The 21,188-nt window shown below is 69.5% G+C and carries 17 protein-coding genes, 2 pseudogenes and 1 CRISPR repeat array; of the genes and pseudogenes, 8 read left to right on the plus strand and 11 right to left on the minus strand.

Going from position 1 to position 21,188, the window contains the following annotated elements:
* Positions 1-29 precede the first annotated feature (29 nt).
* The 5 genes and pseudogenes from ACFV4N_RS23650 to ACFV4N_RS23670 form a co-directional block, all read right to left on the minus strand.
* Positions 30-779, minus strand: a complete 750-nt coding sequence (locus ACFV4N_RS23650; RefSeq protein ID WP_499674757.1) for a DddA-like double-stranded DNA deaminase toxin — start codon at positions 777-779, stop codon at positions 30-32.
* A 1,322-nt stretch (positions 780-2,101) separates the two neighbouring features.
* Positions 2,102-2,524, minus strand: a complete 423-nt coding sequence (locus tag ACFV4N_RS23655) for an Imm1 family immunity protein (protein WP_499674758.1) — start codon at positions 2,522-2,524, stop codon at positions 2,102-2,104.
* Positions 2,512-2,916, minus strand: a pseudogene (locus ACFV4N_RS23660) (DddA-like double-stranded DNA deaminase toxin); the annotation flags it as partial. The pseudogene ACFV4N_RS23660 and the gene ACFV4N_RS23655, both read right to left, overlap by 13 nt.
* Positions 2,917-2,929: 13 nt before the next feature.
* Complete coding sequence (locus tag ACFV4N_RS23665; RefSeq protein ID WP_499674759.1) at positions 2,930-3,970, minus strand: IS630 family transposase; 1,041 nt, start codon at positions 3,968-3,970, stop codon at positions 2,930-2,932.
* A 23-nt stretch (positions 3,971-3,993) separates the two neighbouring features.
* Positions 3,994-4,392 (minus strand): hypothetical protein, encoded by a 399-nt coding sequence (locus ACFV4N_RS23670; protein ID WP_499674760.1) that lies wholly within the window; start codon positions 4,390-4,392, stop codon positions 3,994-3,996.
* Positions 4,393-4,904: 512 nt separating this feature from the next.
* A CRISPR array of direct repeats spans positions 4,905-5,418; the repeat unit is 28 nt; unit sequence GGACCACCCCCGCTCGCGCGGGGAGCAC.
* A gap of 586 nt (positions 5,419-6,004) precedes the next feature.
* On the opposite strand from ACFV4N_RS23670, the gene ACFV4N_RS23675 reads away from it, so the two are divergent.
* The 6 genes from ACFV4N_RS23675 to ACFV4N_RS23700 all read left to right on the plus strand — a co-directional run bounded on the left by ACFV4N_RS23675 (position 6,005) and on the right by ACFV4N_RS23700 (position 13,038).
* On the plus strand, positions 6,005-7,195 hold the full coding sequence (locus tag ACFV4N_RS23675; RefSeq protein WP_499674761.1) for a helix-turn-helix domain-containing protein: 1,191 nt from the start codon (positions 6,005-6,007) through the stop codon (positions 7,193-7,195).
* Positions 7,196-7,751: 556 nt separating this feature from the next.
* On the plus strand, positions 7,752-8,321 hold the full coding sequence (locus ACFV4N_RS23680) for a 3'-5' exonuclease (RefSeq protein ID WP_499674762.1): 570 nt from the start codon (positions 7,752-7,754) through the stop codon (positions 8,319-8,321).
* A 44-nt stretch (positions 8,322-8,365) separates the two neighbouring features.
* Positions 8,366-9,286, plus strand: a complete 921-nt coding sequence (locus tag ACFV4N_RS23685; protein ID WP_499674773.1) for an SAM-dependent methyltransferase — start codon at positions 8,366-8,368, stop codon at positions 9,284-9,286.
* 158 nt (positions 9,287-9,444) lie between these two features.
* A complete protein-coding gene (locus ACFV4N_RS23690) occupies positions 9,445-10,314 on the plus strand; it encodes a helix-turn-helix domain-containing protein (protein ID WP_499674763.1) in 870 nt (289 codons plus the stop codon).
* Positions 10,315-10,437: 123 nt separating this feature from the next.
* Positions 10,438-11,349 (plus strand): Scr1 family TA system antitoxin-like transcriptional regulator, encoded by a 912-nt coding sequence (locus ACFV4N_RS23695; protein WP_499674764.1) that lies wholly within the window; start codon positions 10,438-10,440, stop codon positions 11,347-11,349.
* A 465-nt stretch (positions 11,350-11,814) separates the two neighbouring features.
* On the plus strand, positions 11,815-13,038 hold the full coding sequence (locus tag ACFV4N_RS23700; protein WP_499674765.1) for a hypothetical protein: 1,224 nt from the start codon (positions 11,815-11,817) through the stop codon (positions 13,036-13,038).
* A gap of 318 nt (positions 13,039-13,356) precedes the next feature.
* Here ACFV4N_RS23700 and ACFV4N_RS23705 read toward each other — a convergent pair whose 3' ends face one another.
* From ACFV4N_RS23705 to ACFV4N_RS23725, 5 genes and pseudogenes are all read right to left on the minus strand, one after another.
* Complete coding sequence (locus ACFV4N_RS23705) at positions 13,357-13,569, minus strand: hypothetical protein (RefSeq protein WP_499674766.1); 213 nt, start codon at positions 13,567-13,569, stop codon at positions 13,357-13,359.
* 193 nt (positions 13,570-13,762) lie between these two features.
* Positions 13,763-15,022 (minus strand): IS701 family transposase, encoded by a 1,260-nt coding sequence (locus ACFV4N_RS23710; RefSeq protein ID WP_499674767.1) that lies wholly within the window; start codon positions 15,020-15,022, stop codon positions 13,763-13,765.
* Positions 15,023-15,413: 391 nt separating this feature from the next.
* The gene (locus ACFV4N_RS23715; RefSeq protein WP_499674768.1) at positions 15,414-15,701 is read right to left on the minus strand and encodes a hypothetical protein; all 288 of its coding nucleotides are present in this window, start codon (positions 15,699-15,701) and stop codon (positions 15,414-15,416) included.
* Between the two features lie 714 nt (positions 15,702-16,415).
* Positions 16,416-17,669: an endonuclease/exonuclease/phosphatase family protein gene (locus ACFV4N_RS23720; RefSeq protein ID WP_499674769.1), complete on the minus strand. Its 1,254-nt coding sequence runs from the start codon at positions 17,667-17,669 to the stop codon at positions 16,416-16,418.
* A 35-nt stretch (positions 17,670-17,704) separates the two neighbouring features.
* Positions 17,705-18,804 (minus strand): annotated as a pseudogene (locus ACFV4N_RS23725) (IS630 family transposase).
* 835 nt (positions 18,805-19,639) lie between these two features.
* Between ACFV4N_RS23725 and ACFV4N_RS23730 the strand changes: the two are divergent.
* Positions 19,640-20,260, plus strand: coding sequence for a hypothetical protein (locus ACFV4N_RS23730; protein WP_499674770.1), 621 nt, complete (start codon positions 19,640-19,642; stop codon positions 20,258-20,260).
* Positions 20,261-20,368: 108 nt separating this feature from the next.
* On the plus strand, positions 20,369-20,716 hold the full coding sequence (locus ACFV4N_RS23735) for an STAS domain-containing protein (protein ID WP_499674771.1): 348 nt from the start codon (positions 20,369-20,371) through the stop codon (positions 20,714-20,716).
* On the opposite strand, the gene ACFV4N_RS23740 is transcribed toward ACFV4N_RS23735, so the two are convergent.
* Positions 20,638-21,188, minus strand: a 551-nt coding sequence (locus ACFV4N_RS23740) for a transposase (protein WP_499674772.1), incomplete at its 5' end; no start/stop codon positions are given. The genes ACFV4N_RS23735 and ACFV4N_RS23740 overlap by 79 nt on opposite strands.

Below are 21,188 nucleotides of genomic sequence, written 5' to 3' on the forward strand. Positions count from 1 at the left end.
CCTCCCCGATCGACTACGAAAACAGCCTGCTACCGACACCGACTACGCTGACCCACGCCGCATAACCCCGTGTCCAACATCCGGGGTGAAGGCCCACAGTTCCACCGGCCTTTACACGGCACGTGGTTGATGACCACGGTCACGTGTCTGATTCCGTTCACGGCCATGTCGGCGGCCAACTTCATTTCCACGTCACCGGAACGCACGGTTTGACCGGGCATTCCTTTCGCTGCCAGCTGCTGGTCTGCCAGGTCCGCACGCGCATCCCGTCCGCTCATGATCTGCTGAACGGTGCCGTCCGAGCCGATCCACCGGCCGTGCGTCTTTTGTCCGGTCCTGGGTACCACGGGCGGTGGCAATTCCCGCCGTAGCGCCTCGATCCGTTCGGGCGGGATCACGGGCGGGTCATCCGGTTCGGCTCGGCGGGTCGGAGGTCGTTGCGGTGGCTGTGTCCGGGGTGGCTGTGTGGGCCGCTGGGCGGTTGGTGTCGGGGCGGAGGTGCCTTCGGTCGCCAGGCGGTCCGCGTAATTCTCGGCGGCTTTCACAGCTTCGTTCAGCAGCGGCCACAGGTAGCCCTTGCAGGCATCCATCACCCTCTGGAACTTGGCCAGCACCTGTTCTCCGTCCGATTCGAGGTGACGCGCACCTTCCAGCGCGCGAGCCAACATGTCATGGGCATCCCCGGCCAGGTCTTCCGCCTGTTCGAGCGCGGTCCATGCTCTCGTGCCTTTTTTGCACGCGGCCCGGACCTGTGCGGCCACGTCCCGGGTTGACGCCATCAGTACCGCTCCCTTCCCCCGGCCCCACAGTGTCACGTTCGGTGAGCCACCGGTGACGCCCCGCACTGGTGATCGCGCCGTGGTGTGACAGTGGTGGACAGCAGTGGTCAACACGTGGCCGGGGTGGCTTCACGCGGCTCAGAGCGGACGGGTACCACCGTGTAACACCGTTGGCAGACAACAGAAAATGAACACCCAAGGCCCCGGCCGTCCCCTTCCTCGGCAACTCCGGCAACAATCTCCTCGCGCTCTACAGCTACGACCAGGCGGCCGAACAGCTGTGTATCCAGTCGCGAACCCTGCGGCAGGAGGTCGAGAAGGGGTGCCCGCCACACCGCTTGGTGCCGTTCCACCACGCGCCCAGCACCGGACCACCCCTCGCTCGCGCGGGGAGCACGACCCGACCTAGATCGCGGGGCAACTCGATATGGGGCCACCCCCGCTCGCGCGGGGAGCACCCCGGCCGCGTCCCACGTCCTGGCGCCGGAAGCGAACCACCCCCGCTCGCGCGGGGAGCACGATCCAGCGCCCGACGACGCTCCGCCCCTGACCGGACCACCCCTGCTCGCGCGGGGAGCACCCCGCAGCCTGGCGTCTGGTCGGCCCCGAGCGGGGACCACCCCCGCTCGTGCGGGTAGCACCCACGGTTGACCTCCGGCGTATGGCGCAGGTTGGGACCACCCCCGCTCGCGCAGGGAGCACCTGCTGCTCGCGGTGCCAGGTGCTCTCGGCGACGGACCACCCCCGCTCGCGCGGGGAGCACGCCTCGTTCTCCACCCACGCGGTCGACCCGACCGGACCACCCCCGCTCGCGGGGAGCACCGGTGGACCTGGAGCCCGCAGCACATGGAGGACGGACCACCCCCGCTCGCGCGGAGAGCACGATGGCAACTGGGACGTGTTCGCGGGCCAGATGGGACCACCCCCGCTCGCGCGGGGAGCACTGGGTGCCATGCGCGTCGGCGACGCTGCCGCACGGACCACCCCCGCTCGCGCGGGGAGCACGGACCCATGCGCAGCATGCTGAACGACCCGTCGGGACTATCCCCGCTCGCGCGGGGAGCACGCCAGTGGGCGGCGTCCCGGCTCCCAGTTTTGCACGGTGCCGACATTCATGTCGAGGAGTTCGGCCAGCCTCTCCCTGGTGGGTCTTGCCGCTTGCCGACTCAACGTCGGCACGATCCCCGACACCACACCTGTGACAGGCCGATTGTGGCGGCTGGACGGCGAAAAATGGTCCCGGTCGGAGGTGTCCACGGCGTGGCTGGTGACCGTCCACGTCGCCTCGTCGGTGTCCGGCACGGCACGCCGATCCCATCGGGTCACCACCAGTCCGGGGCGGCTCGCCAGGTGGACGCGGTGGGACGTTCGCCTCCGGTGGTCATGAACTCGTGGGCGGCCCGGCGTACCACGTCCAGCGGGATTTCGGAATCGGCCGGGTACTCGGTGTCCGAGTTCATCAGGTAGTACAGGACCGGTTCGTCGGCACTCCAGTCGGGGCCGGGGGTTTCCGTGCTGAACCACTTCTGTCCGCTACTGGCGTAGTACAGCGCGCCCCGCCCGGCCCGGCCGTGCAGTCCGACGTTGAAGTTCGCGCGGCCGGGGTTTCCGACCACGTACAGGTCCACGAGGACGCGGCCTTCCCGGCCGGCCACGGTGTCCAACACGGCGTCCAGCTCGGCCGGAGTGCGGACGATCACGGCGTCGTTCTGGTCCTCGTCGTACCAAACCTCTAGGTCCACCACGGCTGTGCTCCTCCTGTATAGCGGGTGCGGGTGCGCGTTCCTTTGGTGTTGATCCCGTACACGGTCAGTGTGGCCCCGTCCGGGAGGAGGATCGGCACCAGGGTGTCGCAGTTCAGTTTTCCCTTACACACCACGTGGTTGATCACTATCGTGGCGTGTTCGATCCCGTTCGCGGCCATGTGTGCGGCCAGTTTCATCTCAACGTCGCCGGATCGGGCGGTGCCCTCCGCCCATCCCTTGTCCGCCAGCTGTTCGTTGACGAGTTTGGAACGGGCGTCGCGTCCGCTGACGATCGGTTGGGCCTGGCCGTCCGGGCCGATCCACCGGCCGTGCGTCCGCTGCCCGGTTCCGGGCTCCACGGGCGGGGGTAGCTCGCGTCTTATTGAGTCGAAAGTGTTCGGTTGCCTACATGTCGGTGTAGCGGACGTGCGGTGCCCGGAAGTAGCCGCGGACGATGTGCGGCTGGTGCTGGCGGCGGCGCAGGAAGCGTCGGGTCTCGTGGGCGAGTCGGTCGACGGTGTGGGCTCGTGAGGCGTTGACGTTGCGTTTGAGGTCGGCATTGAGCAGTTCGTCGGGGTTGAGTTCGGGGCTGTAGCCGGGCATGAGGTGCAACTCGACCCGGTCGGCGTTGTCCTCGAGCCAGGCGCGGACGGCCTTGCTCCGGTGAACCGGGTGCCGGTCGGCGATGACGTGCACCTTCCGGCCGGCCTGACGCGCCACGCGGTCGAGGAACGTGGTGAACACGGTCGCGGTGAAGCGCTCGGTGAACACGGTGAACCACAACGCGCCGCGGGAGGCGACCGCGGACATGACGTTGACCCGCAGGCGTTTCCCGGTCACCCGCACGATCGGCGTGCGACCCTCGGGCGCCCAGGACCGGCCGGGCGGCGCGGTGTCGGAGCGCAGCCCGCACTGGTCCACCCACGCGATCACCGCGCCCTCGGCCTTCCCCCGTGCCTCGATCGCCGGATACTCCTCGTCCAGCCACGCACGCACCGCAGCAGACTGCTGCTCATAGGCCCGCCGCGCCGGGCGCTGCGGGGTGAACCCGTGGCGACGCAGCCACAACCCGACACCCTGCTCGGTCATGTCCACGCCCACGACCAGCCGGATCAGCTCGACCACCGCCTGACGGGTCCACAACGGGCCGCCGATCAGCAGTTCCTCGGGCGTGTAGTCGGCCATCGCCGCGAACAACGTGCCCCGATCCTCCGCGTCGATCAGTTCGGCGGGGCCGGGCCGTCCTTTGCGGGTCGCCAGGCCGTCGCGACCGTCCCGCCGGTAAGCACGCCACCACGTGCCCACCGAGCGTTCGGAGACCCCGAACACCTCCGCCGCCTGCTTGTAGTCCTCGACCCGCCCGGACTCCAACGCCGCAACCACCCGCAGACGCAGCACCTCCTGCTCCGCAGGCGACAACCGGTGCGCACCCTCGACCTCAACCATCCAGTCAGCCTACAGGCAACCAATCACTTTCGACTCAATAGCATCTCGATTCGTTCGGGCGGGATTACGGGCGGCTCGCCGGGTGCGGCCGGTCGGGCCAGGGGTGGTTGCGAGGGCCGAGCGGCCGGGTCTGGCTCGGGAATGGCTGGAGTCGCCAGGTGGTCTGCGTAGCTTTGGGCGGCTTTCACTGCTTCGTTGAGCAGTGGCCAGTAATGGCCTTTGCACGCGTCCATGACTCCGGTGAGCGCGGACAGTATCTGTGCCCCGTCCGTTTCGAGGTGCCGTGCGCCTTCCAACGCGCGGGCGAGCATGTCGTGTGCCTCTTGGGCCAGGTCTTCGGCCCGCTCCAACGCCGTGCGTGCCTTCTCGCCCTTCGCGCATGCGGCTCGGACCTGTGCGGCCACCTCCTGGGTTGACGCCACTGTGCCTCCTTCCTTGCCGTGCGAGCGTGGCACAGGCCGTCGATAGTCACCCGACCCGACACCGGGGGTATCCGGGCTGTGAATCAGCGCCCTGGTCGTGATGGAGACGTCGCGAAGCTCCTACGGATCCCATATGAAGCTTGATTGTGGGGATCTATCCGGATTGCCTACCGTTCGCACGGGAAGCGCTTGGTCGGACTGTGCGTTACTCAACGCGGACGCCGGACCATCCCGCTGACACTGGGACCACCACGTCAATCAGCTCGACCTTCACCCCCTCAGCCTGGGACCACCCCCGCCTACGCGGAGAGCGCTCTGACGGCATCGGGCATCTGCACCCGTGAGCACGCCATCCTCGTTTGCGTAGGCAAAACGTGGCCCAAGCCGGGGCCGGTGAACCTGTACTCGGACCATCTCCGCTTGCCGGTAACCAATTGGTGGTCTTCCGCTGCACCATCCCGCCCTCGCGCGGGGAGCACGTGACCAAGCGCAGCGGGAGCCCCGGCAGCCGGGGACCACCCCCGCTCGCGCGGGGAGCACTCCGGGAGCCGCTTCGTGAACGCCGATGACACGGGACCACCCCCGCTCGCGCGGGGAGCACTTCTCCGGCGACGTGATCGAGGACGCGTTCAACGGACCACCCCCGCTCGCGCGGGGAGCACATGGTCGACGACGCACCGGTGGTCGACCACGAGGGACCACCCCCGCTCGCGCGGGGAGCACGTGCTGGTGCCCAACATCTCCGAGTCCCACCTGGACCACCCCCGCTCGCGCGGGGAGCACGCAATCTGCGCCCACGTGTGCGGGACCGCACCCGGACCACCCCCGCTCGCGCGGGGAGCACTTCCTCCGCCACTGGGACCTGATCGAGGCCGACGGACCACCCCCGCTCGCGCGGGGAGCACGCCATGCCGGTCGCCGTGCGCACCTTCCACGAGGACCACCCCCGCTCGCGCGGGGAGCACCATGCCGCTGGTCCTTCCTGCTGGTCTTGGTCCGGACCACCCCCGCTCGCGCGGGGAGCACACTTCTTGACCAGGAACTTTACAGGTCGAACTGCGCGTTTTTATTCGGTTCGTTCCAGTCTCGTATATCGGCGACCTCCGATGTGTTCGGGAGACTGGGGTTCCGCTGGCGTGTGACTCGATCGAGGATGCTGGCCGTTCGTCGATGCCCGCGAAGGGCAGGTACGGCTGCGGTGGAGCGTGCTGTGCTGTGAGGTGAGCGGATCTGGCTGGCTGACCCTGCGTAGTCGATCCATCCTTACTTGCAGGGGAGGTACGGCTTGGGCGAGATCGGGTTGGCGTGCATCTCCTCGAAGCCGTCCGCACGGAGAAGGTCGCGAAGCGGGCGGCCGCTTCGCGGTATGGGGAACCATCCTGCTGAGCGGTGCTTGCCGGGTGTGGAGTCGTGACGGCTGGTGTGGTGGTAGTGGGTGTGCCGGGTGTTGCGAGATTGTTGATCATGTGTGTCTGCGCTGGTCGGCGTATGTTATGAGTGATCAACATGGGCATGTCGGAGTATGCTGGTGGGTGCCTGTTCGTTGAGGTGAAGGTCCCCCGGTCGACGAGCGGGGGCGTCGGAGGCGAGGCACCGGCAAAGAGGTAGGACCATGCACGAGGATGGGGCTGACCTCGGTCGCAGGCTGCGGCAGATTCGCCATGCCAAAGGCAAGAGCCTTGCGGTTGTCGCGGACCGTGCGGGCATCTCCTTGTCCTACCTGTCCCGGCTGGAGTCGGGCGCACGGGCGCTGGACCGGCGTTCGCTGATCAAGGCGTTGGCCGATGCGCTGGAGGTCGCGCCGACCGACATCACCGGTGCTGCGGTGGCGCCGCCCGGCCATGTGGAGGAGGACCGGGCTCTGGCCGCGGTGCGCCTGGCGCTGCTTGCGGTCAGCATGGGCGATCCACGCGGCCAAGTCGTGCCGGCCGAGGTGTTGGAGGTACGTGTAGGGCGGTTGATGGAGGCTCAACGCAGGTGTCGCTACACGGAGGTCGGCGCCGACCTCCCCGGCCTCATCCAGGATCTCCACACCACGCTGAACGCCAACCGCGAGATTGAACATGTGCTGCGACTGCTGGTGCTGCTGCAGATTCAGGGTACGCAAGCGTGGTTGACGGACATCGGTGCGAGCGTAGACCTGGCGTGGCAGGCGGTGACCCTGGGCAGGCAGGCCGCCGAGCGGCTGGATGATCCGGTGTTTTGCGCCGTCTCGGCGTTCGGCTCCGCGCACGGACTGCTCGCCGCGGGCGCGTTCGACATGGCCGGGCGGCAGCTCGTCGAGAACGTCCCGGGGACCGCTGAACCGGCATCGCTGTCGGTCACGGGGATGCTGACGCTCACGTCGTCGTTGGTCGCTGCCGCTAGTGGTGAGCGATCAGAGCGTGCCGCTGCGCTTGACCAGGCTGCGGATCTGGCTGCCGCGGTGGACGGTGAAGACGATCCGCTGTGGTTCGGGTTCAACTCCGCCAACGTGGCCGTGTGGCGCATGTCGGTGGCATTGGAGGCCGGCAACCATGCTGAAGCCGCCCGAATCGCCACCACGGTGAATCCTGCCGAGCTACCGTCTCCGACCCGTCGGGCGGCGTACTGGCGGGAGTACGGACGGGCGCTGGCCAGGCTGCCGCGCCGCCACGACGATGCCGTGGTGATGTTGCGCCGCGCCGAGCAGATCAGTCCCGCCCGTATCCACCGGCACCCGTTCATGCGTTCGGTGCTGGCCGAACTGCTGACCAAGGCGCGTCGGGACGCCGTCGGCCGTGAGCTTCGGGGCATGGCATACCGGGCGGGCCTGCCTGTCTAGCCCGGTCGGGTGACTTTGACACGGTGGCAAAAGATCGTCGCCAACTCGATCTAGCGTCGCACACATGAACCGGTTCGCCGTTGCCGCAATCCTGAACGAAGCCACATCCAGAATCGTGGCCAGGTTGGCTGTCGCACGGTGCCACGTCGATAGACCGATGCTTACCGCGCGATGCGGCCATGGGGAAATTGTGCTCGCTAGATAATGCCGTCACGACACGAAATTTTTGAAATTAGTTCCTGGAGCAGTCGGGTAGACACGTATCGGTGACATGTTCGGTATCGTATATGTTCATTGGCGGGCTTTTTCGGGGCGGTCATCGCGCTGCTGAGTTTCATGCTGCCGCTGCTTAGCGGTGTGCGTGCCGCCTATCGACGGGACGGCTGCCGCAATATTTCCGCGAACTTGCCGATTTTGTTCCTGGCTTCGGTCGACAATGTTCGTTTGGCTTGCGGTCGATATCCGCAATCGCCTTGCGTCCGCCTATGCGACCAATTGTAATGGAGGTGTCGTGACTTTTCGTGTTCCCGCTGCTTTGGCCGGGTGTGCTGTGGCGGTGGTGGGTGTCGAGGGTAATGGGGGTGTGCCGGCGGAGATCGTGTCGGTGTCGGTGCTGGATGTGCCCGTGTCGGGTGGTGGTCCGGTGTTGCGGTCGTGGTTGGTGCGTCCGGAGACGGTGATCCTTCCGGCGGCGACGGCGGTGCACGGTATCGACAACGGTGCGGTGCGGCGTGCGCCGTTGTGGCATGGGGTCGCGCGTGAGGTGGAGCCGGTGTTGACCGGTCGGGTCGTGGTCGTGCACGACGCCCCGACCTCCTACCGGATGCTGGCCGAGCACTTGCCGGCGTGGCGGCCGGTCGTGGTGCTGGACACGCTGTTGCTGGCCCAGCGTCTGCGCCGCGGGCTGCCGGACTATTCGCTGCGTGCTCTGGTCGCCGAGTTCGGTCTGGCCGGTGACGGACTGCTGCCGCAACACGGTGGTGGGGTGGGTCGGGGTGCGCTCGCGGTCGGGTGGTTGATGGTCGAGTTGCTGCGGGACGAGAGCCTGGACTGGGACGGTGTGGTCGGGTTGGCCGCGGTGGCGCCGTTCGAGCCGGTGGCGTCGTGCGGAGCGGCGGGCCGATGACACCGCAACTCCATGTTCATGCCGTCGGCGGCGCGTCGACGCCGATGGACTCCGCGGGGGTGTCCGGGCCGCTGGGGCGGGCGGTGTGGTCGCGGGCGGATTCCGCTGTGGTCGGGTCGGTGTCGGCGCATCCGGCGCGGGCGGTGAACTATCTGCTGGGCGGCGGCTATCACGTGCAGGCCGATCGTGATCTGGCCCGGTGGTGGTCGTTGGACAATCCGGGGGTTCGTCGTACGGCGCTGGAGGACAGGTACTTCCTGGGCCGGGCGGTGGAGTACGCGCGGCGTGCAGGTTTGCGTGTGTTCGTCGATGTGGGTACCGGTGTTCCGGCGTTGGGGGCGCCGCACGAAGTCCTCGACCGCGGTTCCCGTCCCGCGGTGGTGGTCTACGTGCAGTCCGATCCGATGCTGCTGGAGCTGTCCCGGCTCCTGCTGTCCCAGGCGTGCCGCACCGGCACGTGGGACGGCCGGGCGGGCGAGGGCCGGGGGCGGCGCGAGGTGGTGGGTGCGGATGCGCTCGTGCCCTGGGCGGCGTGGACCGCGGTGCTGGCGGGTCGGTTGCTGGTGCCGGCCGAGCCGGTGTGCCTGCTGACGGTGGGGTTGCTCGACCACGTGGACGAGGACACCGAGATGGTGACGTTGTTGCGGGACTGGCGTGCGGTGACGCCACGGGGCTCGCTGCTGGTGCTCTCGGCGCCGCTGCGGGCGGCCACCACCGCGAGTCCCGACGCGGAACGCGGGCTGGCCGGCATGGTCCGCGCGGCGGGGTGGGACCTGGACGGACCGGTCGTGCGGGCCTCGCACTGGCGGGCCGCCGATGCCGTCGACACCCGCCCCGACGGCACCGGTCTCGGCGACGGCGGTGGCGCCGACGACGCGAGCACCCCGGTGGCCCTGGCCGTCAACCGCGACCCGGCCCACCCGCTGCTCGCCGTCCCGTTTCGTACCGGTCGGCAGGCGGCGTGACCGGCTGGCCCGTGACCGTCCCCGCCGCTCCCGCCGCCCGACCAACGCCAAAAGTGCCCGTCCATCCGATCACGCCACTGTCACCACCACTGCCGAGGACGACCGTGACCATCCATCACCAGCAGCCACCCCGTCCGAGCACCGCTCACAGCCGCGAGTTGGGTGAGGAACTGCGTCGGGCTCGCGAGAGGGCGCAGGCGTCCATCGGCGTGGTCAGCGCGGAGTTGGGGTGGTCGCCGGACAGGCTGACCGAGCTGGAGGCCGGCAGCCGCGGCGCCGGTGACGTCGACATCGCCGCCCTGCTGGACCGCTACGGCACCGACCAGGCAATCCGTGAGCGCATCCTGGCCATCGCCGCCGAACCCGACACCGGCACCTTCGTGCGCGTCCACGACCTCTGCGTCGACGCCCTGACCACGGTCCGGCTGCACGAACGCCGCGCCCGCACCGTCACCACCTACGACCCCGTGGGCATGCCCGACCTGGCCCAGACCCAGGACTACACCGCCGCGCTGACCGGTGACCGCGACATCGCCCGGATCCGCGCCGCCCGCACCAGAGAGCTGCACGCCCACACACCCCGGGGGTGTGGTGTGGTGATCTACCTGCACGAGACGGCCCTGCACCTGGTCGTGGGTGACAGGACCGTGGTGCACGAGCAGCTGCTGCACCTGGTCGCCCTGACCGACCTGCCCGGCCTCACCGTCCGGGTGATCCCCATGAAACGCGCAGGACAGACGGCCCTGCGCCGCCCGGCCACCATGCTGACCTTCGACGCCCCGCTGCGGCCGATGGTCTACAGCGACACCGACAACGCCACGGTCGTGCACGACGACCCGGCCGTCGTCGGCGACTACCGCGACAGGATCAGCGCCGTGGCCGAGCTGGCCCTCGACGCGCGGGACACACGCGACCTGATCGCCTGCCGGGCCATCTCCCTCAAGGAACACACCCCCGTCCCCCTGCGGCTGGCGCCCCGGCACGAGCCCGGAGACGGCGGCGCGCCGAGAACCGCGGGGGAGAGGTGAGCGGGAAAGCCGATGCGCGACGGGACGACTGTTTCGTCGCCGTCCGATGAGATCCCCGGTCCCCGCCGTGTCGTAGAAGAACCGATGCCGACGTGTCGGCTGTAGGAGTGAGGACTGTTGTCTGTGAGCACGAAAGAAGCCACCGTCGGGTTCGGGGACTCCCGGCCCAGCGACGCGTTCAGCCGGGAGTTGGGCGCGACACTGCGGCAGATCCGCAAGGGCTCCGAGGTGGGCTTCCGCGATCTGCTCAAGGTGCTGGGCTGGTCGCCGGGCAAGCTGTCGAAGCTGGAGCGGGGCACACGCGGAACCAGTGACAAGGACATCTTCCTGCTGCTGGGCCACCTCGGGGCGGACGCAGAGCAGTGCGACCGGGTCAGGGAAATCCTGGCCACTCCCGACCGTGGTGGTTTCGTGCGCGGCCACGAACCCGCCGGTGCCGCGCCCGGTTTGCTGCTGCACGAGCGCACCGCCCAGGTGGTGACCGTCTACGAGACGTGCACGGTGCCGACCACCACCCAAACCCGGGAGTACGCGTTCGCGCTGACCGGAAGCGAGCAGTCGGCGACACTGCGGTTCGAGCGCGCCGAACAGGCCAGGACGCGGGCGACCTCGCCCCTGCGGCAACGCTGGGTCTACTACCTCCACGAACTCACCCTGCGCACCGTCGTGGGCGGCCCGGCGGTGATGCGCGACCAACTGCTGAACCTGGCCCTGCTGGCCAACACCCACAACACCGTCGTCCGGGTCGTTCCCCTGACCGCTGCCGTGGACGGCGATCTGCAACGACCCGGGATGTTCATGGCCATGGGCCCGCGGGCCAAACCGGTGGTGTGCGTGGAAGGCGACACCGCCACCGCCTTCCACGACGACCCCGTCACCCTGGACGCCTTCCAGGCCAAGATGCGCAAGCTCGACAAGGTCGCATTGACCGTCGACCACTCCCGCATGGTCCTGGCCCGCTGGGCCGACTGGCACGACCGCAAGGTCCACCAGGACGCCGTCGACGAGGACGTGATCACCTTTGCCGAGGCGTGAGCACCTCGCCGAGTCCGCCGGAGGAACGTGCCTGCTCTTGCGGCCGCCTGGTACCGGCAGGGATGCACTGGGCATCCGGGGGACGTCCACGTCGCCGGTGTCGACTGGGCAAGGGCCGGGCACAGGGAGCGGGATGGTGAGCCTTCCACCACCACGTCGCTCACCCGAGGTGAGCGATCCGTCGTGAGGACTTGCCCACGGCGACCAGGCCCCGCCGCCGCTGCACGAGTCGGGCCCGCCGACCGGGTTCCTGCCCGTGCCCGGACACCTGCCCTACCGGACAACGACAGCCGACGCCGCCGACCGTGAACGAGCCGCGGCGCTGCGAGCGCTGTGACACAAACAGATCCCGGACGGGGACTACCTCGGTTTCCTCGACCGGGTCCTGCAGGGACTGCGTCAGCTCTGACCGAACGGAACCCACATGACCAACACCCGTCTCCGCGCAACGCAACGGAGCTGCAGGTGGTGACCATCCGCCCCGAGCTGGTGGCGCGGTGGACGGCGTTGAACGCCACCGAGCTGCCCGAGGTCCGGTTGCAGTTGCGCGACCACGTCCTGGACGAGGACAACCTCGACTTCGTCGTTCGTGTGGTGCAGAACCGGAACATGGTGTTCCCCGACATCGACGGCCCCGCGGACCTGGTCGTGCGCACCGCTGCGACCGGAGCCGGGCTGGTGGCGCGCCTGGAGCACCAACGGCTCAGCCAGGCGCAGCTGTACTGGGTGGACGAGGACATGACCTCGCTCGCGCTCGCCGCCGACACCGCCTCCCGGGAGCCGGTGCGGACCCGCCGCATGCCCGCCGAAGCAGGATTGATGGTCTTCGCCCACCCCATCGGGGGCCGCGACCTCGACCCGGCGGTGTCACTGGCCAACCTCGGCTACCCCAACGCCTGCCGACCGGGCACGCTGCTGATGCCCACCCCGATCGTCGCGGTCTCCTGGTCACCGGTCACCACCGCCGACCTCCACCTCGACGACATCCCCGCCGCACGCTGGAACCGGACCACCCCCGACGGCCCGGTCCCGCTCGAACGGAGCTTCCACGGCCTGTGGTTGACCTTCTGGACACCGGGCGGCCAGGGCTGGGACGCACTGCCCCCCGACGCCGTCTTCTCCGGCGGCCCCGGGGTGTCCGTCACCGCCGGCGAACTGGTCGACATCGAACGACGCGAAGGAGTGCCGCCGCTGCGCAGCCTGGCCGAGACGCTGCTGGCCTTCGACCGGCCACTGCCACGCCCCGTGCCCGACACCGAGCACCACTGGGCACACGTCGTCTACACCACCTGGCAGATCATGGCCCAGACCGGCACCGCCCAACTCGCCGACACCGAAACCCTCCACCGCCCACGCCGGGCACTCAAACGCGACCGGCGCGACGGGATCACCACCCCCGGCGGCGTGCAGCTGGTGCGCGTGCACACCCGACACCGCCCCACCGACCAGGCCCGCGCCCAGGATGCACAGCAATCCCAACACCGCCGGGTACCGCAGTGGACCCGCCGCTGGCCGGTGCGCCCCTACCGGCGCAACACCTGCCTCAACCCCCACCTGCACGCCACCGGCGACTGCGAACACCAGGAAACCGTCGTACCCGGCCACATCAAAGGCCCCGCCGACAAACCCCTGGTCATCACCGACCGCGTGCAGCTGGTGGACGCCCCACCGCCTGCCGAGGGCACCTGACCCGTGTCGTCGGGCAGTTCCAGGTGCGGCTCACGGGCCCTCGCCACCACGGCCGCCACCCGATCCGACGACGTCGGATCGGCCGGGTCACCCAGCACGCCGCGAGCGCATCGACCAGGGCGCCCGGGTCGCCGACCACCGCCCAACCGCCGTCGCACTCCAGGCAGGCGTGCGTGCGCCACCGGGTTCTCGGCGCCCACCCGGTGCTCGACCCCCGTGCTGTGCACCGGCTCGCCGTCGACCAGCACGACGCGGTCCTCCACCGGCAGGCCGCCGCGTCGGTCCGGGGCCGGCCACAGGTTGCCTGCGGCCGGCCGCTCAGGGTGTTTGGGGTTCGACCTGGACGTGGGCCGATCGCACGTGCAGGGCGTTGACGTCGGCGAAGACGCCGCCCGCGTCGACGATGGAGTGCAGCGCCTCCGGGAAGTCCTGTTCGAGCAGTTCGGTTCTCCTGGCTCGGGTGTCCTCGTCGCCGAAGCTGACCGACGCGAGCCGGTCGCGCACCGCTGACATCACGGCGTCGCGGTCCACCACTGTGACCTCCAGGTCCAGTCGGACCCGGTAGCGTTCGCCGTGGGCGAGCGCCTAGTAGGACTTTGTTAAGTGGTGTTGACCTGCGGTTTTATGAGTGGTGTTGGAGCCTGGACCGGCTGTCGGCAGGTGTGGCAGGTGCCGGTCCAGGCAGCGAGTAATCGTTGGAGGTGGCGCAGGACGGCGTAGAGGGTCATGCCTGCGCAGGGGCTTTTGGGGTGCGGCGCAGCTGGGTGCAGATCGCCTGGGCGACGGAGGCGAGGGTGACGTGGCGGTGCCAGCCGAGCCAGGAGCGGCCTTCGAAGTGGTCCAGGCCGAGGCCGTCTTTGAGTTCGCGGTAGTCGTGCTCGATGCGCCAGCGGATCTTGGCCAGCTTGACCAGGTCTCGCAAGCGGATGTCGGCGGGCAGGGTCGAGAGCCAGTAGTCGGTGGGTTCGTCGGCTCCGGGCGGCCATTCCGCGAGCAGCCAGCACTCCGGGAGGCTGCCGTCGGAGGCTTTGGGGATGTGGCGGTTGGCAGGGCGCACTCGCAGCGCCAGGAAGCGGGATCGCATCCGGCCGGTGGGGTTGGCGGCCGTCTTGTGGGAGCCGTGGCGCCAGACCACGAACCGGCCCGCCGCCCGGCCCGCGCTCATGGCCAGGGTCTTCAGATCCGCCGCGGGTTCGGGATAGCGGGGTACCGGTCGGCGGCCGATGCCGCCGTAGTCGGCCGTCACGGGCATCGCCGAGGCCGGGTGGGCGGTGGTGTTGGAGTGCACGGCCAGCACGTAGGTCAGGCCGCGGTCGGTCAGGCCGAGGCGGAAAGCGGTGGTGTCGCCGTAGCCGGCGTCCGCGACGACCGGACGGCGCGGCGATCCCCAGTCGTCGGTGATCTCGTCGAGCATGTCCAGCGCCAGACGCCACTTCTCCCGATGCCGCACCTGCTCGGGGATTGCGCACCGCTCGCGGCGGACCCGGACTTCCCCAGCCTCGGCGGGGTCGCCGGCCAGCCGGTCGTCCCAGGACTCGGGCAGGAACAACCGCCAGTCCACCGCCGCCGACGCCCAGTCCGTCACCGCATGCACGCTGATCCCGACCTGGCAGTTCGCCGTCTTGCCCAACGCACCGCAGTACATCCTGGCCACACCCGGCGAGGCGTTGCCGTCCTTGGGGAACGAGGTGTCGTCCACCACCCACGCGTCCGGGTCCACGAACCCGCCGGCCCACACCGCCAGACGGCGCCGCACCTCAACGTGATCCCAGGTCGACGTGGTGACGAACTGCTGCAACTGCTGGTGGTCCACCCCCAGGCGTTCGGCCATCGGCTGCATCGACTTGCGCTTGCCGTCCGACAACAGCCCACGCAGATACAGCTCGCCCTTCGCCCGCTGGTCACGACGGGCGAACCCGCCGAACATCTCCGCGGCGAACCCCTCGATCACCGGGCGAACCCGATGCATCTCCTCCGGCCTCACCCGACAAGAAGATCACACCGCCCACACGTCCCACGACTCGACCTAACAAAGTCCTACTAGGCGAGCGCGCGCTTGCCGGACTCGGTGTCGGGGATTGGTCGTTCAGCCGTCATTTCCGCACCGTAGGGGACTGGCTCCCCGCAGGGCATCGGGGATGTCCCCGAGCGGACTCGGGGAACGGCCGTTGCGAGGGGTGTACCGGCGGACCTGGCTATCGCGCGCCGTGGTGCCACCCGGACGAGTGATCCGCTCGACCGATCAAGCGGCTACCGGGTCGTATGACGCACAGGCCGGGCCCGCCGGTCGGTACAACGGCCACTCACCGACGTACCGACAGTCGCCGCGTGTTCTCCGTCCGTCACGCGCCGTCTTCGCCCTGGTCGGAGCGTGGTTAGAACCAGCTGTGCAGGTCGTGCAGTCCGGCGGCGGCCCCGTCGAGGTCGGTCAGGGCACTGCTGTAGGTGGTCGCGGACTCCGGGTTGTCCAGTTCGTCGCCGCGTACCGGGGGGATGATCACCTGCACGGCGGCGGCCAGCGACTCCGTCACGCGGCTGAAGTCCTTGATCAGGTGCAGCGGGTCCCGGCTGGCGGCGGGGTCCGCCCACGCCGCGGCGGCCACCGCGGGGTCGGGGCGGAGGGTGTGGGCACGCCGGTTGATGGGTTCGGACGTGCGGTGCATGGTTCCACGAGCCCGTCTCGGCGCGCCGGCCCAGGTGAGGCGGACGACGTCGTGTCGCCGGCGGCGCGGGCGGGTGCCGGTCACCTCGGCGAGGACCGGTGGCGGGCCGGGGGCAGGTCCGCGCGAGCAGTCGGCCGGGGCAGCGGGCGACGTCGGGAATCGACAGGGTGAATGTGTTGCGGGGTCGTCGACAACCTGAATGAGCGACGCTGCCGGGCGCTGTGCACAAATTGCGACCAGGCAACAGCACTGGATACTCCCGGCGAACCGCCTGCGGGCATCGGGCACGACAACAGGGGTGCAGCAGGGTGTGGAACGAGCTGGGGGACCATCCCGCTCGCGAGGGAAGTACCTGACCGGCACTCACTCCACCGGCGGCGTGACGGGACCATCCCCGCTCGCGCGGGGAGCACCTGTCTGGAGGTGACCGACCCATGCGTGACCGCGGACCACCCCCGCTCGCGCGGGGAGCACCGGGTGGGTGATCGGGTACGACGTCACCGGGAGGGACCACCCCCGCTCGCGCGGGGAGCACACTTCTTGATCAGGGACTTTACATGACTAGGTATGTGTTTTTATTCGGCTTGCCCGAGTCTCGTATGTCGCTGACGGGCTGTGACTTCCAGATGCGGGACGCTGATCGTGTACGGCGGGCCTGGGCTGGCCGAGCATGGACCGGGGTGACCGCCTCTGCTCCGGTCGCGACCGGACGGGTCAGGGGACGTGTAGCCGGACTGTCTGGAGGTCGTGGTCGCTGACCTGGTCGTGGAATTCGGCGTTGACGTGGACGATGTCGTAGTCGTGGCGGCCTGCGGTCAGGGCGGGGCTGAGCAGGATGTGGTCGAGGACCTGGGCATTGCCCTGGTAGAGGTAGGTGTAGCGCTCGGCTTCGGGCAGCGTGGCGGGCAGGTCGGTCAACCCCAGCTCCCGCAGGGTGCGCAACGGTGCGGAGTACTCGGTGTCGTTGAAGTCGCCGGCGAGCACCAGCCGCGCGTTCCGGTCGCGGTGGAGCAGTTGGCGGGCGAAGTCGGCCAGGACCGCGGTCTGCCGGGCGCGGCGTTCGGTGCTGGGGGTGCGGGGTGGTTGGAAGCGACCCAGGATCGGGTCGTCGCCGCGCTTGGCCGACAGGTGGTTGGCCACGACCACCAGCCGGGTGCCGCGGGAGACGAACTCGCCGGCCAGGGATTTACGGGTCTCGGTGAAGGCGGGGTCGGTGGGTTCGATCCGGCCGGGGCTGAGGCTGAGGGGGCCGTCAGTGTTGTTGATCGGGTCGATCTGGCGGTAGTCGTAGCGGGGACCGCCGACGGCGGTGATGCCGTCGATCAGTGTGCGCCAGGTTCTGTCGGCGGCGGTGACGCCGTTGTCGGTCGGTCCGTCGTTGTCCTGGATCTCCTCCACCACGATCAGGCCTGGGGAGGAGAGGTTGGTGGTGATGGTGCGGGCCAGTTCGGTGACTTTCTCCTGCGGCGAGACCGCGGAGAGGTTTTCCACGTTGAACGTGGCGATGGCCAGCTCGTCGGCCTGCGCGGGCCTGGCTGTTTCCCGGTCGAGGTGCGGCGCGGGCAGCGGCGCCACGCGGTAGGTGGCCGCGATCTCGTAGGTGCCGTAGCGGTAGTCCAGCACGCCGCAGGCCGGTGAGAGCCGGTCGCCGACGTCGAGGTCGGCGGGGATGGCCTCGCGCAGCAGTCGGGTGGTGAGGGTGAGGCGTTCGGGGTTGGCGTCGTGCTCGCGCACCGGCAACGCGCCGCGGCTGGACAGGATGGTGGCGTCCGCGCCGTCCTCGGCCACGACGGTGACCCGCCTGCCGCTGCGGCTGCTCAGGGTGGGCGACATGGTCAGGGGCACGTCCACGCGCGGACATGTCCTCCAGCGACTCGTGGAAATCCAGGCCCTGGCGGTGGCGTCGAAGGCGGGGCTGTCCTCGACGTTACCGGTCGCGTTGTCCTTGACCACCTGATCGGGTGGCACGCGGCCGATAGGGGTAGTCGATGCGGGTACAGAGGTTAAAAGAGCGATGGCGGTTGGCGTGATCGTGCTGTCGTCGTGAGGGTCAGTCCGGTCTGGGCGAGGCAGCCGTCGAGCACGTCGGGGCGGTACTGGATCTTCTTGAGTTTCCGTTTCACCACGCGCACCAGGTGGTCGAGGTCGGCCGCGGCGAAGTCGGTCAGCGACCGTTTGAGCAGCGACCACACTCCTTCGGTCGGGTTCAGGTCCGGTGCGTAGGACGGCAGGTGCACCACCCGCAGCCAGTCCCGGTTGGCGGTGATGAAGTCGGTCAGCTCGTGTGTCTTGTGGACATTGAGGTTGTCCCAGATCCACACCATCGGAGAGTGGAGTTGGTTGTGGGCCGCCACGATCAGGTCCCGGTAGTCGGCCCAGGTGAAGCCGCGCCGCTCGCCCTTGCGGCCATGCCACAGACGCAGCCGGTAGAGCAGACGCGGCCGATCGCCGGGCTTGAAACACAGCACCCCGGCGATGGACACCCAACCCGCGCGGCGTCCGCGCACGGTGAACACCGGGGTCTGACCGCGTGGCGCCCAGCTGCGCCCTTTCGGTGGTCTCAGCCCCTGGCCCGCTTCGTCCTCGAAGCAGATGACGGCGCCCAGGTCCGCCGCGAGTCTTTTACCCAGGGCCACACCTCCTCGTGCCACACCCCGACCGCCCCGTCGTCACGCTCGATCGCCCGATGCGCCGGGACCTGCAACGACCAGCCGTGCCGGCGCAACAGCAGCCACACCCCCTGCACGGTGTAACCGACTCGGAACAACCGGCCGATCACGGTCTTCACCCGCGCCAGGGTCCAGCCCCCACCCTCGTCCCAGCCGTGCGCCAACGGGCCCTTACCCAACTCGCGCACCAGCCGCTCCCACTGTGCGGGCGAGAGGCGTTCCACCGACATCGGCCCCGCCGACCGCAACGCGTCCGGACCGCCCTCACGCCACGCCCGGCGCCACTTCTCCACCTGCCGCACACCCACCCGCAGCTCCGCGGCGACCACCGCGGTCCTCTCACCCCGGGCGAACCGGGCACCGGCCTCCAGTCGTATCCGTTCCCGCGCCCGCTGCTCGCGAGGCGTCAGGCCACCCCCCTGCGCATACCTCATCCACCCGGCATACCGCGACGACCAAGAACCGTCACGGGGCCAGTTCCACCGCCAACACGAATTTGAGGTGCCCCGAGTTCTCTGGACACGTCCCCAAGTAGGCTGAGGGAAGTTCGGAAGGGACCGGTTGCGTGGCAAGGAAGTCGGGGAAGTATTCGCCGGAGTTGCGGGCCGAAGTGGTCGCGGCCGTGATCGAAGGCGGGCGTACCTATCTCGTCATCCGGCCGATTCGAGGACTGGCACATCCGGATCACACATCATCAACAGGCTTCTCCACAGGCCGCGCCTCGCACGACGGCTACTAGGCCAGATCCGGGATGCTGCTGTCTGAACACCCACCGGCCCCTCTACGATAACGCAACCCGCAGATCAACCCGATCTGCGGCGGGCGCGGTCGAGGAGGCGGCGCACAGGACACCTGCTTCCGGACGTCCACTCGCGGTAAGGGAGCACGGAGTCGAACGGTGGGTAGTCCTCCCCGGCGCCGCCGCGGCCGCCGGCACCCCCGGCGACCCGGTCGTGCTGGACCGGGATGCCCTGCCGGCACCACACCGGTCGACGCGGCGACGAGCCGTGTGCTGGTTGAGGTGGCCGAGCGCCTGGACGGCTCGGTCAACGACCTGTGGCGCGGCAGGGTCGAGTGCCCGGGCTCGGCCGATCCGCGCCCCCGGCCACCGGGTCGACTGCCGATGTCCCCCCGTTCGACCGGATCGGTGTGTCGTTCCCGCACTTGCCGCCCCGAAGGCTGTTGGTGCTCGGCAACCCGGCTTCGGGCAAGGGGCGTGTCGGCGATCCGGCTGGTCCGACGTGCTGGCCGCGCACCACCGGCGAGCCCGTGCCGGTGGTGGTCCAGGTCACCGGCTGGAATCCCGACGAGGGCTATGCGTTCGGCTGGCACGCCCGCAGTCCGGCCCGCGACCACCGGCCGGGCCGGCCCGTGCGCTGGGTCGCCGCCGCCGCCCTGCTGGAGGGCGACCTGACGCTGCCCGTGGCGGACGGCCTGGCGACCATCGCCGACGACCTGTGGCCGCAGGCGATCACGGCGGTCAACCGCCTGGGTTCGCCGGTCCCGCTCGTCACCTGCGGGTTGGCCGAGTACCGGGAGCTGGAGGCGGCTGGGATCGGGCTGACGCGCGTCATCCGGGCCGATCTGCTGACACTCGGCCGGGACGACCTCGAGGAGTGCCTGACCGAGGCGGTGCCGCGCGGTGCCGACCGCCTCGCCCCGCTGTTCGCCCGCCTCCGGGCGGAACCCGTCCCGACGCCGCCGGCCGTGTGGCTGATCCGCGTGGTCGGCCAGGCGTCCGACCGCGACCCGGGCGAGCTGCGCGACCGGGGACCTACCTCGTCCCGGCGGTCTACCCCGACCACCCATCGCGCCGGACCGGTCGGGCCGGCCGGTCGCCGTTCACCCCGCTCCACCACAGCACCGCTCAGCGCCGGTTCGCGCAGCTGACCGGGCCCTCGGACGGACCGGGTCACCGGACCTCGCGTGGTGGCACCTGGACCGCTCCGTGCCATGAGTCGCACCTACCTGCGGAGTGGCGGGCAAGCGTGTAGGCGGATGAGCGAGAACCCGGCTTCTGCGGCGGCCTCGGTGCAGGCCGACACGGTCGAGGGCGTGCCGGTGGTGCACGTGGCGGACGAGATCGACATGAGCAGCGTCGAGGCGGTGCGCGTCGAGGTGCTGATCTGGTTGGACGGCCTGCCCGAGCGGGTGGGGGTGGTCGACCTGTCCGGGGTGACGTTCCTGGGCTCCAGCGGGTTGGCCCTGCTGGTCGAGGCCGCTCGGAATGCCGACCGCTGTGGCATCCGGTTCGTCCTGGTCGCCGGTCACCGCGCCGTGCTGCGCTCGATCCAGGCCACCCAACTCGATGAGGACTTCGACTTCCATACGGTCCTGAAAGGATAGAAGTCGTCCGGGGTCAGGGCTTTGCGTCGCACGACGGAGAAGTAGATCTCTACCTGGTTGAGCCAGGAGGCGTGTACCGGTAGGCGCACCATGTGCGCGCTGGGCCAGGCCTTGGACATGCGGTCCGCGGCGGCCCGGTCCTGGTGGGAGGCGCCCTGGTCCACCACCCAAAAAACCCGCCGGGCCGAGGCGTAGGGCCCGGTAGTCATGACCTGTTCGACGAGCCGGGCGAACGGGACGATGCCGGTGGTGTCCTCGCAGCGCCCGAACACCCGAGCGTGGTGGACATCGTAGGCGGCGAAGTGGGCCAGGGTTCCCCGCCGGGCGTATTCGTGCTCGACCCGCATCGCCCGTCCGGGCCCGGCCGGTAGGCTGGGATGGACACGAGGCCGCGCCTGGGTGCCCGGCTTCTCGTCCGCGCTGATCACGAAGTCGTTATCGCCCATGGGTTCGCCGACCCACAGCAGGACGT

The sequence above is a fragment of the Actinosynnema sp. NPDC059797 genome (genome assembly GCF_042732085.1).
Taxonomy (GTDB): domain Bacteria; phylum Actinomycetota; class Actinomycetes; order Mycobacteriales; family Pseudonocardiaceae; genus Actinosynnema.

Bases quoted from the DNA above. Each gene is read 5' to 3' on its own strand.
- ACFV4N_RS23650 (WP_499674757.1), bottom strand. From the start codon at position 779: ATGGCGTCAACCCGGGACGTGGCCGCACAGGTCCGGGCCGCGTGCAAA.
- ACFV4N_RS23665 (WP_499674759.1), bottom strand. From the start codon at position 3,970: ATGGTTGAGGTCGAGGGTGCGCACCGGTTGTCGCCTGCGGAGCAGGAG.
- ACFV4N_RS23675 (WP_499674761.1), top strand. From the start codon at position 6,005: ATGCACGAGGATGGGGCTGACCTCGGTCGCAGGCTGCGGCAGATTCGC.
- ACFV4N_RS23685 (WP_499674773.1), top strand. From the start codon at position 8,366: ATGGACTCCGCGGGGGTGTCCGGGCCGCTGGGGCGGGCGGTGTGGTCG.
- ACFV4N_RS23715 (WP_499674768.1), bottom strand. From the start codon at position 15,701: ATGCACCGCACGTCCGAACCCATCAACCGGCGTGCCCACACCCTCCGC.
- ACFV4N_RS23735 (WP_499674771.1), top strand. From the start codon at position 20,369: ATGAGCGAGAACCCGGCTTCTGCGGCGGCCTCGGTGCAGGCCGACACG.